The sequence below is a fragment of the Amycolatopsis sp. NPDC114504 genome (genome assembly GCF_055633595.1).
The window spans coordinates 1,069,892-1,083,638 of sequence record NZ_JBVKDU010000001.1 but is presented as its reverse complement, the minus strand read 5'-3'; the positions used below and the strand labels follow the sequence as shown (position 1 = coordinate 1,083,638).

Sequence of the window (13,747 nt, the reverse complement as noted above, 5' to 3'; positions counted from 1 at the left end):
GCCGGGAGGACGCGACATGTTCGTGCACTGTCTCGGAGTCGCGGCCGGGGGCGGCTATCCGCAGTGGAACTGCGCCTGCGGCGGCTGCCGGAAGGCCCGCGCGAAACCCGAAGCCGCGACGACCCACGCCGGGCTCGCGGTCTCCGGAGACGGCGAGCGGTGGTTCCTGCTGAACGCGACCCCGGACGTCCACCACCAGATCGCGGCGGATCCGTCGCTGCACCCGGGCCCGGGGATCCGCGAAACACCGGTGGCCGGTGTGCTCCTGACGGACGCGGAGTTCGACCACACGATCGGCCTGCTGGTGCTGCGTGAGGGGTCGGCGCTGACGGTGTACGGGACGCCTCCCGTGCTCGAAGCGCTGACCTCGTCCTTCCCGGTCCGGGAGCTGCTGAGCGACTACGCGGACATCTCCTGGTCCCCGCTCGGCACCGGCACGCCCCTGGACCTGGACGACCGGTTACGCGTGACCGCCTTCCCGACCGGGGCCAAACCGCCGCGCTACGTCGGGCGGTCACGGCCTTCGCCCCCCTCCGCCCCGGAGTGGGAAGTGGGCTTCCGCCTGGAAGACAAGGTGACGGGCGGAACCGTGGTCTACGCGCCGACGCTGCCCCGGTGGGACGGGAAGTTCGCCGCGCAGGTGGCGTCGGCCGACTGCGTCTTCCTGGACGGCACGTTCTGGACGGACGACGAAATGTCGTGCCAGGGCGCGGGAAACCGGACCGGACGCTCGATGGGGCACCTGCCCGTCGGTGGCGCCGACGGCTCCGCTCGCCCGCTGGCCGCCCTCGGCGCGAAGCGGAAGATCTACACGCACATCAACAACACCAACCCGATCCTCGACGAAGAGTCCCCGGAACGGCAGTGGCTGACGGGGCTGGGCATCGAGGTCGGACGAGCCGGCTTGGAGGTGGAAGTGTGAACGCCTGGTCCGCGGAAGAGTTCGAAGCGCGCCTGCGGTCGATCGGAGAAAAGCGGTACCACCATCTGCACCCGTTCAACGAACGGATGCACGCGGGCTCGCTGACCGAAGCGGAGTTCCGCGGGTGGGTGCGGAACCGCTTCTACTACCAGGTGAACCTGCCGGTGAAGGACGCGTTCATCCTGACCAAGCTGCCCGGCCGGGACGACCGGCGCCGGTGGATCCAGCGCATCATCGACCACGACGGGCGGACCGGGGACGAAGGCGGCCTCGAAAAGTGGGTCCGGCTCGGCGAGGCCGTCGGCCTGACGCGCGAAGAACTGTTCGACGACGACACGGTGCTGCCCGGCGTGCGGTTCGCCGTCGACGCCTATGTGGACTTCTGCCGCCGGAAGCCGTGGCTGGAGTCCGTGGCGTCGGCGCTGACCGAGCTGTTCGCGCCGGACCTGCTCAGCCGGCGGATCACCGACGTCGAGCACCACTACCCGTGGATCGCGCCGGCCGGCCTGGAGTACTTCCGGGCGCGGCTCACCCAGCAGCCCAAGGACATCGCGCACCTGCTCGAGCTGGTGCTCGACCACGCGACGTCCCGGGACGAGCAGGACGCGTGCGCACGGGCGCTGGAGTTCAAGTGCGACGTCCTCTGGAGCCTGCTCGACGCCGTCGAGCTCGCGTACGGCAAGAGCTCGTGATGGACACCGGAGACCTGACCGCCACCCCGCGGCTGGCGACCAAGGCGATGCTCAAGCACGACAGCGTCCGCGACGTGGAGCTGCTCCTGCTGCCCGAACGGGTCGTGCTGCTGAACAAGTCCGGCGCGGCGATCCTGGGCCTGTGCGACGGCAGCCGGACCGTGCGGCAGCTGGTCGACCAGCTCGAGCGCGACTTCGAGGCGACCGATCTCACCAACGACGTCATGTCGTTCCTCGAGGACGCCAGCGGCCGGGGCTGGGTGGTGGTCAAATGACCGGCACGCCGCGGCCCTACGGCCTGCTGGCCGAGGTCACCCACCGGTGCCCGTTGCACTGCGTCTACTGCTCGAACCCGCTGGCGCTGATCGAGCGGCAGGACGAGCTCACCACCGGCGACTGGGTACGGGTGATCGGGCAAGGGGCCGAGCTCGGTGTCGTGCAGGTCCACTTCTCCGGCGGGGAACCCCTCGTCCGCGGCGACCTGGAGACGCTCGTCGCCGAGTGCCGCCGCCTCGGCCTGTACACGAACCTGATCACCAGCGGCCTCGGGCTAACGGAGAAACGGGCGGAGTCGCTCGTCGCGGCGGGGCTCAACAGCGCCCAGCTGAGCATCCAGGGCGACGCCGCCGAGTCGACCGACCTGGTCGCGGCGAGCAAGCGGTTCGACAAGAAGGAAGCGGCCGCGCGCATCATCCGCGACGCCGGGCTGCCGCTGAACATGAACGTCGTCCTGCACCGGCTGAACCTGGACCGGCTGGACGCGATCATCGAAGTCTGCGTGCGGTGGGGTGCCGAACGGCTGGAGCTCGCCAACGCCCAGTACTACGGCTGGGCACTGCGCAACCGCGAGCCGCTGATGCCGAGCAAGACCCAGCTGGACGCGGCGGTCGGCGTCTACGAACGCCGCAAGGCCGAGCTGGCCGAGCGGCTGGAGCTGCTCTGGATCCTCCCGGACTACTACGAGCCCTACCCCAAGCCGTGCATGGGCGGCTGGGCGCGGAACGCGCTGACCGTCGCCCCGGACGGGGTGGTCTACCCGTGCCCGGTCGCCGCGGAGATCACGACGATGGAGTTCGCCTCGGTGCGCGACCACGACCTCGCGTGGATCTGGGCGAAGTCACCCGCGTTCGAGGCGTACCGGGGCACGGACTGGATGCCCGACCCGTGCCGCGGCTGCCCGCGCAAGGAGCTGGACTTCGGCGGCTGCCGGTGCCAGGCCTTCGCGCTGACCGGCGACGCGGGCCGCACCGACCCGGTGTGCCGGCACTCGCCGGACCACCACCTGGTGCGGGACGCGCTCGTCCGGGCCAACCAGGAGGACGCGGCCGGAGGCCGGCTCGTCCACCGCCGACCGACGGTGCCGGCCCGCGGACGATGACCCTGACGCGGGCCGAGGCGGTGGCGCGGTCGGCCGAGGTCTCGGACGTCGAGTACGCGGTGGAGCTCGACCTGACCGCGGGGGAGCGGGAGTTCGCGACGACCACGGTGGTCCGGTTCACGGCGCGGACCGGCGACGCCGACGTCTTCCTCGACTTCGCGGGCGAGGTCGAATCGGTCACGTGCAACGGTTCCGGGGTGCCGGACGCGCACGACGGGACGCGCGTCCGGCTCGACGTCCGGCCGGGCGCGAACACGGTCCGGGTGACCGCTTCCGCGCCGTATTCGCGCACCGGCGAGGGGCTGCACCGGTTCCGCGACCCGCTCGACGGGCAGGCCTACCTGCACACCGAGTTCGAGCCCTTCGCGGCGCACCGGGTGTTCGCCTGCTTCGACCAGCCCGACCTGAAGGCGCCGGTCGAGCTGACCGTCACCGCCGAAGACCACTGGGTGGTGGTCGCCAACACCGACTTCGACGGGCTCACCGGCGACGCACCCGAGATCTTCGACGTGGTCTCCCGCGGCCTCGACTTCTACAGCCGGCTGTTCGCCATTCCGTACCCGTTCGCCAAGTACGACCACGTCTTCGCGCCCGAGTACGCGTTCGGCCGCATGGAGCACCCGGGCTGCGTGACGCTCAACGAGCGGTTCCTCTTCCGGCAGCGCGTCACCGAGGAGAAGCGGCGACGGCGGGCCGAGGTGCTGCTGCACGAGATGGCGCACATGTGGTTCGGCGACTACGTGACGATGCGCTGGTGGGACGACCTGTGGCTGAACGAGGCGTTCGCCGAGCTGATGTCGGTCGTCGCGCAGCCCGAGGTGACGCGGTTCGCGGAAGGCTGGACCGCGTACGTGCACCACGCACTGCCGGTGGCGCGGCACGCCGACCGGCTGCCCACCGGCCACGCGATCCGGGTCGAGACCGCCGACACCGATGCCGCGCGGGTCAACTTCGGCCCGATCGTCTACAAGAGAGGCGCAGCGGTCCTCTCCGACCTCGCCGAGCGCCTCGGCCGGGAGACCTTCTTCGCCGGCGTGCGGACGTACCTGCGGGAGCACGCGTGGGGAAACGCCAGCCTCGACGACTTCGTGGCGGCGCTGCGGCGGGTGTCCGATGAGGACATGGACCGCTGGGTGGCCGAATGGCTGCTGCGCGGCGGCGTCGACACGGTCGAGGTGTCCCGGGCCGACGGCCGGGTGCGGCAGCGGCCCGATCCGGCCGGCCCGCCTCGCCGGCTGAACCTGCGGACCGTCGCGTTCGCCGACCCGGATCTGGTGGTGCCCAACGCCGACGCGGCGTGCCACGTCAAGGTCCGCCTGGACCCGCGGTCCCGGCGCGCGGCGTTGTGGGACGACGTGCTCGACGCGCGACTGCCCGCCCGGGAGTACGCGTCCGCCGTCGTCACCCACGGACCGGGGGAGAGCGACGGCGTTCTGGAGACGCTCTTGGAGCGTTCGGTCACGGCGGTGCGGACCTACGGGGATCCGCCGGCGTGTCGCGTCCTGGCCGGCAGGGTGCGCGAGCGGCTGGCCGGCGCGGCGCCGGGCAGTGACCGGCAGCTGGTGCTGGTACGCGCTCTCGTCGGTGTCCTCGAGGCCGGCGAACACGGTCTGCTGGCGGAACGCCTTGACGGTCGAAGCCGCGCGTCCCACCGAGGGCCGCGAAAGAAGAAGCCTGGACGCCCTTGCTCGGCGACGACCTTTCGCTGGCGGAGAAGAAAGCCGTCATGGCGGGGTTCCGGCAGCCGGGCAGGAGGCGGTGCTCACCCCGTACGCGGATCGCTACTTCCGCGCGCTGGCGGACGGCGCGCCGCCCGAGTTCGCCCGGGCGCTGTACCCCCGGTTCACCGGCGCCGAGCAGCGCGTGCTGGCGGACACCGATCAGCTGCTGGGCCGCGAGCTGCTCGCCGCCGACGTGCGGAAGGTCGTTCAGGAAGAGCAGGCCGAGCTGCTCATCCTGCGGGCGGCCCGAACGAGCGGCGGTCCTCCGAGGACGAACGGCGCCGGCGGTGTCACGAAAGGGACCGGGAGCCGCACCACCGGCGGTTGAGCGCCGAGCCGGCCCGCAAATGGCCCGGCGCACACCGTTCGTGCTCGTGCCGGGTGCGTTCGTCGCCGGCGGATTGACCCGTGCCCGGCGCCGCGGTCAGTCTCGTTCCCGTACCGCGAGTCGCAGGTTCGGAGCGAGAGGGTGAAACCATGGTTCTTCCGTCCAAGATGCCTCAGCTCGCCGACCTCGATCTGCTGCTGTCGGTCGAGAGTCACGGCAGCGTGGGAAAGGCGGCGCAGGCGCACAGCCTTTCCCAGCCGGCCGCCAGTATCCGGATCAGCGCGATGGAACGCCGGCTCGGGCTGCGGCTGCTGGAACGCTCGCCCGCCGGCTCGAAGCTCACCGAAGACGGTGAGCTGCTGGCGAAGTACGCCCGCAACGTGATGCACGCGGCGCGGGAGCTGCTGGAGTTCGGTTCCGGGGCAAGGTCTTCCGAAGCGAAACGGCTCCGCGTCGCGGGCAGCCCGGCGATCTCGGAGCACCTGATCCCCGAGTGGCTGAACCGGCTCGGGTTCTCGTTCGGCGAGGCCAGGGTCGAGGTGCGGACCGGGAGCGTCGACGCGCTGCGTCAGCTGATCCGGGCGAGCCACGTCGACCTCGCGTTCATCGACGGCTGGTGCCAGGCCGGCGGCCTAGGGGTGCGGCAGCTCCGCGACGACCTGGTGACCCGGTACATCTGCGACGACGAGCTGGCCGTGGTGGTCGGGTCGAGGCACCCGTGGGCCGTGCGCAGCACTCCCTTGACCGTGCCGGAGCTGGCGGCCGCGCCCCTGGTGCTGCGCGAGCGCGGCTCCGGGCTGCGGGAGTTCACGGACGAGCTGCTCGGTTCCGCGGGCGCGCCGGAGAGCTACGTCGAGTTCCCGTCCAGTACCGCGATCAAGCAGGCGGTCGCGACCGGCCGGCGGGTGACCGTGCTGAACGTCTCCACCGTGCGGTCCGAACTCGCGGAGGGGCGGCTGCACCTGGTGGCCGTCGACCAGGAGATGCCCGCCAAACCCATCTACGCGGCGTGGAGCGAGCGCCGCGGTCTTCCCGGGTACGCGGAAGAGCTGGTGGAGATCGCCGCGTCGAAGGGCTCGCCGGTGCCCGTCCTGGTGCCGGGCCGGAAACCGAGGGAAGCCGGCTCGTGCACGCGGGCGCTGCCGCGGAAACCGAGCCTGACGACCGACATCCACGAGTCGATCGCCTGACCACGCCGCACCGTCCGGCGCCGAACGCAGGAGGAGCAACGACCGTGTCTGCCCTGAACAAGATCGCGCGAACCATGGTGTCCGACCGGCGCGGCATCCTCGCCGCCGACGAGAGCATCGCGACGATGTCCGCCCGGCTCGAGAAGGTGGGCGTCGAGCCGACCGCGGAAAACCGCCGGGTCTACCGGGAGCTGATCGTCACGACTCCGCGGCTCTCCGAGTCGATCAGCGGCGTCATCCTCGCGGACGAGACGTTCCACCAGAAGCTGACCGACGGGCGCACGTTCCCGCGGTATCTCGACGACATCGGGATCCTCACCGGGATCAAGGTCGACACCGGGGCGAAGCCGCTGGCGGGATCGCCGGCCGAGAAGATCACCGAAGGGCTCGACGGGCTGCGTGAACGCGTCGCGGAGTACGTGCGGCTCGGCGCGACGTTCGCGAAGTGGCGCGCGGTGATCACGATCGGCGGTGACGCGCCGTCGGATCGGGCGGTGCACGCGAACATCCACGCGCTGGCCCGGTACGCCGGCCTCTGCCAGGAAGGCGGGCTGGTGCCCATCGTCGAGCCCGAGGTCCTGATGGACGGCGACCACTCGCTGGCGCGCTGCCGGGAGGTGACGACCGCGGTGCTGGAGACGCTGTTCGAGGAGCTCGACCTGATGCGGGTGCAGCTCGACGGCATCGTCCTCAAGCCCAACATGGTCGTCGCCGGAACCGGCAGCGGCGAGCAGCCGACCGTGGCCGACGTCGCCAAGGCCACCGTGGAGGCGCTGCGGGAGACCGTGCCGGCGGCCGTGCCGGGCATCGCTTTCCTGTCCGGTGGGCAGCACCCGGAGGTGGCGACGCGGCACATCGGGGCGATGCAGAAGCTCGCCCCGCTGCCGTGGGAGCTCACCTACTCCTTCGGCCGGGCGCTCGTCGGGCCGGCCCTGGAGGCCTGGCGGGGCGAGGACGGCAACCGGGCCGCCGCCCAGCGGGTTCTCTCCGAGCGAGCGATGGCGAACGCCGCGGCCCGCTGAGCGCCCGATCGGCCGTGGGTGGCCGGATCCGCGGATTGGGTCCGGGTCCGGTGGTTCGCGTCCGGGCGTGCGGTGGCGAATGCCGCTGGGTCGGGCGCGGTGAGCCGGGCCGTGGCAAGGTCGCGGCCCTCGGCGCGATGCACGAGCACCTCCGGTCGGTTCCCCTGCGCGCCACGGTGGTGATCGGCGCGCGCGACACGTCGCTCCTGGTCCGGGGCGAGGAGGTCGGGTTCGGCGATGGCCCGGTGTGCGACCTCGGCGTCAGCGCGGGTGACGGTGCCCTGTCGCCGGCCAGGGACGTGCCGGACTCCCTCGCCACGATCGCCGTGGCCGAGCGTGGCGCGCTGTACGACCCGGCGCCGGGTGCCGTCGTGGACAAGCTGGCCGTCGGGCCCGGCTGCGCCGAGGTCGTCGACATCACCCGCCCGGTCGCGGAGAACCTGCGCGCGGTCGCGGCGGCGAAGGACGTCCGGGTGGCGGACGTCGTCGTCGGCGTGCTCGACCGGCCGCGCCACCGGCAGCTCGTGCACGAGATCCGCGCCGCGGGCGCGATCGCCGTGGCGCGTCCCGAAGGCCCGATCGACGTGCTGCTGGGCAGCGGGGGAGCGGCCGGGGCGGTCCTCGCCGCGGCCGCGCTGGCCTGCCTCGGCGGGGCGCTGCAGGTCCGCCTGAGCCCCGATCGGGTGCTCCACACCGGCGATCTGGTGCGGGGGGAGAACATCCTGTTCTGTGCTACCGGCGTGACCGGCAGCGAGCTGCTGCGCGGCGTCCAGCACGCATGACGGCGGACGGCGTGCCGGGCTGAGCGCACCACGGTTTCACGGCCTGGACAGTCATTCCCCGGTAGCGCGGGCGGGTTCGCCGGTGCGTTCGTACTCCGTCAGCAGGTCGATCCGGCGCTGGTGACGGCCGCCCTCGAACTCCGTCGATCCGCCGCCGGTGTGCCCGCCTCCCCACTCGTGGGCGAGGGGGCGCCGTTCGGCACCGGTTGCCGACCACTGGTCCGAGGTCGGTTGCGACGGCTCCGGCAAATCCCAGATGCTCGGTCACGACCGCGAAATTTCGCGACAGGAGGAGCGAGACATGAAATGGGAAACTCCGGAGTACACGGTCATCGAGGTGTGCGCTGAGGTCACCGGCTACTTCTACCGGGGCTGACAGCCGAGCGTCGGTCACCAAGCCGCTCGATTCGTCGTAGCCGGCACCAGGCCCCGGACCCGGAAGCCTCATCGGGCCGGGGCTTTGTGCCATCCGCCGCCGGCCCTTCCCGGTGAACCGTGGTCATTTTCTCGAGGTGGTTCGAGTGACTCTTGAATTCCTTCCGCTGATCGCACTGGCCTTCGGGCTCAGTCTCGACAACTTCCGCTCGTCCATCGCCATCGGCACCATCCCGTTCGGCTGGAAGCGCGCCGTGCAGGTGGCGCTCGTCTTCGGGGTGTGGGACGCGGTCGGGCCGCTGCTGGGCGGGTTTCTCGGCCACTTCCTGGGCGACTTCCTCGGCGACTCGGCCGAGTACATCGGCGCGGCCGCGCTGGGGCTGTACGGCGTGTACTTCATCGTCGGGGCGATCCGGAACCCGGAGCCGGAAGACATGGACCACCCGTGGATGACGCTCTTCGGGATGCCGCTCTCGCTGACCATCGACAACTTCATCGCCGGCGCCGGACTGGGGATCGCCGGGTTCTCCCTCGTGGTCCCGATGCTGGTCTTCGGCGCGATGACCGTGGTCATGTCGTTCGCCGGCCTGTACGTGGGGCGGATGGCGGCCAAGGTCGTCCGGGTCCGGTCCGACCTGTTCAGCGGGATTTCGCTGCTCGGCGCGGCGATCCTGCTGCCCCTGGTCTTCGGCTGAACCTTGGCTGGGGAGGTCACCTGTGCCCGAGAATCCCGATACCCACGTCTACCGCACGTACGACAAGGTCCTCGGCGAGCCGGGCCGGCGGCAAAGGAGACCGGCCGGCAGCTGGTGGCCGGACCGGGTCGACCTGAAAGCGTTGCGCCGGAAGCAACCCGAGGCCGATCCGCTCGGCGCGGACTTCGACTACGCCGCCGAGTTCGGCACGCTGGACCTCGACGACGTGGCGCGGGACGTCGACGAGGTGCTGACGACGTCGCAGGACTGGTGGCCGGCCGAGTTCGGGCACTACGGACCGCTGGTGCTCCGGATGGCCTGGCACGCCGCGGGAACCTACCGCGTCAGTGACGGCCGGGGCGGTGCCGGCGCCGGGATGCAGCGCTTCGCCCCGCTGAACAGCTGGCCCGACAACCGCAACCTGGACAAGGCGCGCCGGTTGCTGTGGCCGGTGAAGAAGAAGTACGGGCGCAAGCTCTCCTGGGCGGACCTGATGGTCTTCGCCGGCAACCGGGCACTGGAGTCGATGGGCTTCACGACCTTCGGGTTCGGCGGCGGCCGGGCCGAGGTGTGGGAGCCCGACGAGACGTACTGGGGCCCGGAGCTCAAGTGGCTGGCCGAAGACCGGTACAGCGGGCTGCGAGAGCTCGCCGAGCCGCTGGCGGCCTCAGCGATGGGGCTGATCTACGTCGACCCGCAGGGCCCGGCCACCAATCCCGACCCGCGGCTCGCGGCCCGCGACATCCGCGAGACGTTCAAGCGGATGGGACTCGACGACGAGGAGACGGTCGCGCTCATCGCGGGCGGGCACACCTTCGGCAAGACGCACGGCCCGGCGGACCCGAACCGGTGCTGCGGCCCCGAACCCGAGGCCGCGCCGCTCACCGCGCAGGGCCTCGGCTGGGCCGGCGGGCACGGCCGCGGCATCGGGGCGGACACCGTCACCAGCGGGCTGGAAGGGATGTGGACGCGCACGCCCGTCCAATGGGACCACACGTTCTTCGAGACGCTGTTCGAGCACAAGTGGGACGTCGAGCTCAGCCCGGCCGGGCTGTGGCAGTGGATCCCGGCCGACGGCGGGGGCGAGGGCACCGTGCCGGACCCCTTCGACCCGGCCGTCCGGCACCACCCGGTCATGCTCACCACCGACCTTTCGCTGCAGGAGGACCGGGTCTACGAGGCGATCTCGCGCCGGTTCCTCGCGCACCCGGACCAGTTCGAGGACGCGTTCGCGCGCGCCTGGTTCAAGCTGACCCACCTGGACATGGGCCCGATCGAGCGGTACCTGGGGGCGCTCGTCCCGGCCGAACGGCTGATCTGGCAGGACCCGGTACCGCCGGTGGACCACGAGGTGGTGGACGCCGCCGACGTCGCCGCCCTCAAACGCGAGATCCTCGGCTCCGGCCTGACGGTGGCGCAGCTGGTGGCCACGGCGTGGGCGTCGGCTTCGACGTACCGCGACAGCGACAAGCGCGGCGGGGCGAACGGTGCCCGGATCCGGCTCGAACCGCAGCGCGGCTGGGCGGTCAACGAGCCCGGGCAGCTCGACGTCGTCCTGCCCGCGCTGCAAGCGATCCAGGCGCGGTTCACCGCGTCCCGGCCGGGCGACAAGCGGATCTCGCTGGCCGACCTGATCGTGCTCGGCGGGTGTGCCGCGGTGGAACGCGCCGCCGCGGCCGCCGGTCACGAGGTCGTGGTTCCGTTCCGCCCCGGGCGCACCGACGCGACCCAGGAGTGGACCGACGTCGAGTCGTTCGGCGCGTTGCGGCCCACGGCGGACGGCTTCCGGAACTACCTGGGCGACGGCTTCCGGTTGCCACCGGAACACCTGCTGGTCGACCGGGCGGCCCTGCTGACCCTGAGCGCGCCCGAGATGACGGTGCTGATCGGCGGGCTGCGGGTGCTCGGAGCCACCCACCGGGGCTCCGCGGCGGGCGTGCTGACGCCGGCGCCGGGGTCGCTGACGAACGACTTCTTCGTCCACCTGCTGGACATCGGGACCGAGTGGACGCCGAGACCGGACGGGCACCCCTGGACGGCCGTCTACGAGGGCCGCGCGCGGGACACCGGCGAAGTGCGGTGGACCGCGAGCCGGGTCGACCTGCTGTTCGGGTCGAACTCCGAACTCCGCGCGATTTCGGAGGTCTACGCGAGCGACGACGCGGGCGGGAAGTTCGTCCGGGACTTCGTCGCGGCGTGGGCGAAGGTCATGGAGCTCGGCCGATTCGACGTGCGCTGATGTCCGGCCCGTTCTCGCTGTGCGGCAGTGTTTCCTCCGCGCGTGATCAGACGAACGGTACCTCTCGCCGGGCGAACGGCGGAGCCGGGCTGTTCTGTGGCAACGGATATCGGAACGTCATGTCCGGAGGTAGAGTTCGAAATCGTTGCAGCGCAAGGAAAAACGAAGCAGCACCTGTAGGAGGTGAAGCCCGATGACGATTGCCCAGGAACGCGAAGATCTCCTGGCCGAGCTCAGCGGACAGAACAGGGCGACCATCGGTGCCGTGCTCGGATCCGGCACGATCGAGAAGGCGACCGAACGCGCCGACGGCACGATGGAAGCGACCATCCGGATCCGCGAGGACGCGATGACCTGGGAGCCGGGGGTGCTGATCATGCCGCACGCCGGGATCCTCGAGCTGACGATCATCAACGACGACAAGAACACCCACGCCTGCCTGCTGCCCAGCAACGGCGACAAGCAGTTCATCGGCCTGCTGAACCACTCGAAGGGCAGCGCGACGCTCGAGCTGGACGGTCCCGGCTGCTACTGGTACGGCTCGCCGGCCGGCAACGACGAGGGCCGCGGCCTGACCGCCGCGATCGTCGTGACCGGCGAAGTGCCGCCGGAAGCCAAGCTCGACCGACCCGCCCAGCCGCGGCCGTAGGAAGGCAGGAACCATGACCATCGAGTACGTCGACGCCGGCAAGGCGTTCAACCACAGCAAGCTGTCCAACCTGCCGCACCGCGCGCCGGACGTGACGCGCGGCGTCGACTACGAGCGCATCCTCGACGCGCGCAACGAATCCCACAACTGGATCACCTACTACGGCGACTACGACGGCAAGCGGCACAGCCTGCTCGACCAGGTCAACGCCGGCAACGTCAAGGACCTGAAGGTCGCCTGGATCTTCCAGGCGAGCGCGACCGGGATGATCGCCTCCACCTCGACCTACGCGTTCGAGGCGTGCCCGCTGGTCGTCGACGGCGTCATGTTCGTCACCGGCTGGGACGGCTGGCTCTGGGCGCTCGACGCGCGCACCGGCGAGCAGCTGTGGCGCTACAAGCACGCGATCCCGATCGACGTGACCCTGTGCTGCGCCAACGTCAACCGCGGCTGCGCGGTGGCCAACGGCAAGGTCTACATGGTGACCCAGAACGCCCAGCTGGTCGCGCTCGACGCCACCGACGGCCGGAAGGTCTGGCAGAAGACCATCGGCGACGTGCGCGCGGGCGAAAGCGCTTCCATCGCCCCGCTCGTCATCAAGGACACGCTCATCACCGGGTCCGCCGGCGGCGAGTACGGCGTCCGCGGCCACATCGACTGCTGGGACCTGGAGACCGGTGAGCAGCGCTGGCGCACGTACACGGTGCCGAAGCCGGGCGAGCCCGGCTCGGAGACCTGGCCCGACGACGGTCAGGCCTGGCAGCGCGGCGGCGCGAACCACTGGGTCACCGGAACCTTCGACGCCGAGCTGAACCTCTACTACGCGGGCACCGGGAACCCGGCTCCCGACTTCGACGGCGAAGTCCGTGAAGGGGACAACCTCTACACTGACAGCGTCGTCGCGGTGGACGTCGACACGGGCGAGATCAAGTGGCACTACCAGTTCACCCCGCACGACCTGTGGGACTACGACTCCACGATGGAGATGACGTTGTTCGAGCGGGACGGCAAGAAGCTGCTGGCCCACTTCGACAAGAACGGGTACATGTTCGTCCTCGACCGGACCAACGGCGAGCTGCAGCACGTCACGCCGTTCGTCGACCGGATCGACTGGGGCGTCATCACCCGCGACGGCAAGGTGACCCCGCGGAAGTACCCGGACAAGGAAGGCGAGCCCTGCCACTTCTTCCCCGGCCCGGCCGGCGCGAAGGAATGGACGCACGCGTCCTACAACCCGGAGCACGACCTGTTCTACGTCCCGGTGGCCGACGTCGGCGCCACCGCCACCCGGCGTCGCCGCGAGTTCAAGGAAGGCATGCCCTACTGGGGTGCCGCCGTCGAGGTCGACATCGACAACATGGCCGGGTCGGTCAGCGCGTTCGACTCCCACGGCGAGGAGAAGTGGCGCCACCGGCTCGACAACATGCCGATGGCGGCGTCGACCCTCAGCACCGCGGGCAACGTCGTGTTCGCCGGCACGCCCGCCGGTGACTTCCTGGCGCTGCACGCGGAAACGGGCGAGAAGCTCTGGAGCTTCCAGTGCGGCAGCGGGCACCACAGCAGCCCGAGCACCTACACCGTCGACGGCAAGCAGTACGTCGCGGTGCCGGTCGGCTGGGGCGGCTGGCTCGAAGGCATCGTCCCCGGCATGTCCGGGCAGGGGCACGGCGCCGCGCTGATCGTGTTCTCGCTGTGAGGGGGAAGCGCCACTGACGCGCACCGGCCGGTGATCGGGGCCTTCGATCACCGGCCGG

General features: G+C 71.0%; 12 protein-coding genes. All 12 read left to right on the top strand.

Annotation, left to right across the window (positions count from 1 at the left end):
• Window positions 1-16 precede the first annotated feature (16 nt).
• The 12 genes from pqqB (at window position 17) to ACZ7PG_RS04890 (ending at window position 13,689) form a co-directional block, all read left to right on the top strand.
• Window positions 17-922: a pyrroloquinoline quinone biosynthesis protein PqqB gene (gene pqqB / locus ACZ7PG_RS04945; RefSeq protein WP_470237778.1), complete on the top strand. Its 906-nt coding sequence runs from the start codon at window positions 17-19 to the stop codon at window positions 920-922.
• Window positions 919-1,614 (top strand): pyrroloquinoline-quinone synthase PqqC, encoded by a 696-nt coding sequence (pqqC, locus tag ACZ7PG_RS04940; protein ID WP_470237777.1) that lies wholly within the window; start codon window positions 919-921, stop codon window positions 1,612-1,614. The genes pqqB and pqqC overlap by 4 nt, the downstream gene beginning before the upstream one ends.
• Window positions 1,614-1,889 carry a pyrroloquinoline quinone biosynthesis peptide chaperone PqqD gene (pqqD, locus tag ACZ7PG_RS04935; RefSeq protein WP_470237776.1) on the top strand — a complete coding sequence of 92 codons (276 nt, stop codon included), beginning with the start codon at window positions 1,614-1,616 and terminating at the stop codon, window positions 1,887-1,889. Before pqqC ends, pqqD begins: the two co-directional genes overlap by 1 nt.
• Entirely contained in the window at window positions 1,886-2,992 is a 1,107-nt protein-coding gene (pqqE, locus tag ACZ7PG_RS04930; protein WP_470237775.1) for a pyrroloquinoline quinone biosynthesis protein PqqE, read from the top strand. The genes pqqD and pqqE overlap by 4 nt, the downstream gene beginning before the upstream one ends.
• Window positions 2,989-5,118, top strand: a complete 2,130-nt coding sequence (locus ACZ7PG_RS04925; RefSeq protein ID WP_470237774.1) for a M1 family aminopeptidase — start codon at window positions 2,989-2,991, stop codon at window positions 5,116-5,118. The genes pqqE and ACZ7PG_RS04925 overlap by 4 nt, the downstream gene beginning before the upstream one ends.
• A 72-nt stretch (window positions 5,119-5,190) precedes the next feature.
• Window positions 5,191-6,231 carry a LysR substrate-binding domain-containing protein gene (locus tag ACZ7PG_RS04920; protein WP_470237773.1) on the top strand — a complete coding sequence of 347 codons (1,041 nt, stop codon included), beginning with the start codon at window positions 5,191-5,193 and terminating at the stop codon, window positions 6,229-6,231.
• A 44-nt stretch (window positions 6,232-6,275) separates the two neighbouring features.
• Window positions 6,276-7,253, top strand: a complete 978-nt coding sequence (locus ACZ7PG_RS04915; RefSeq protein WP_470237772.1) for a class I fructose-bisphosphate aldolase — start codon at window positions 6,276-6,278, stop codon at window positions 7,251-7,253.
• Window positions 7,254-7,303: 50 nt separating this feature from the next.
• Window positions 7,304-8,035 carry a fructose-bisphosphatase class II gene (locus ACZ7PG_RS04910; RefSeq protein ID WP_470237771.1) on the top strand — a complete coding sequence of 244 codons (732 nt, stop codon included), beginning with the start codon at window positions 7,304-7,306 and terminating at the stop codon, window positions 8,033-8,035.
• Window positions 8,036-8,556: 521 nt separating this feature from the next.
• On the top strand, window positions 8,557-9,105 hold the full coding sequence (locus tag ACZ7PG_RS04905) for a manganese efflux pump MntP (RefSeq protein ID WP_470237770.1): 549 nt from the start codon (window positions 8,557-8,559) through the stop codon (window positions 9,103-9,105).
• Between the two features lie 22 nt (window positions 9,106-9,127).
• Complete coding sequence (gene katG / locus ACZ7PG_RS04900) at window positions 9,128-11,344, top strand: catalase/peroxidase HPI (RefSeq protein WP_470237769.1); 2,217 nt, start codon at window positions 9,128-9,130, stop codon at window positions 11,342-11,344.
• A 193-nt stretch (window positions 11,345-11,537) separates the two neighbouring features.
• Window positions 11,538-11,993, top strand: coding sequence for an MSMEG_3727 family PQQ-associated protein (locus tag ACZ7PG_RS04895; RefSeq protein WP_470237768.1), 456 nt, complete (start codon window positions 11,538-11,540; stop codon window positions 11,991-11,993).
• A gap of 13 nt (window positions 11,994-12,006) precedes the next feature.
• Entirely contained in the window at window positions 12,007-13,689 is a 1,683-nt protein-coding gene (locus tag ACZ7PG_RS04890; RefSeq protein WP_470237767.1) for a PQQ-dependent dehydrogenase, methanol/ethanol family, read from the top strand.
• The last annotated feature ends 58 nt before the right edge of the window (window positions 13,690-13,747 follow it).

Bases quoted from the DNA above. Each gene is read 5' to 3' on its own strand.
- ACZ7PG_RS04925 (WP_470237774.1), top strand. From the start codon at position 2,989: ATGACCCTGACGCGGGCCGAGGCGGTGGCGCGGTCGGCCGAGGTCTCG.
- pqqB (WP_470237778.1), top strand. From the start codon at position 17: ATGTTCGTGCACTGTCTCGGAGTCGCGGCCGGGGGCGGCTATCCGCAG.
- ACZ7PG_RS04920 (WP_470237773.1), top strand. From the start codon at position 5,191: ATGGTTCTTCCGTCCAAGATGCCTCAGCTCGCCGACCTCGATCTGCTG.
- ACZ7PG_RS04890 (WP_470237767.1), top strand. From the start codon at position 12,007: ATGACCATCGAGTACGTCGACGCCGGCAAGGCGTTCAACCACAGCAAG.
- pqqD (WP_470237776.1), top strand. From the start codon at position 1,614: ATGGACACCGGAGACCTGACCGCCACCCCGCGGCTGGCGACCAAGGCG.
- pqqE (WP_470237775.1), top strand. From the start codon at position 1,886: ATGACCGGCACGCCGCGGCCCTACGGCCTGCTGGCCGAGGTCACCCAC.
- ACZ7PG_RS04895 (WP_470237768.1), top strand. From the start codon at position 11,538: ATGACGATTGCCCAGGAACGCGAAGATCTCCTGGCCGAGCTCAGCGGA.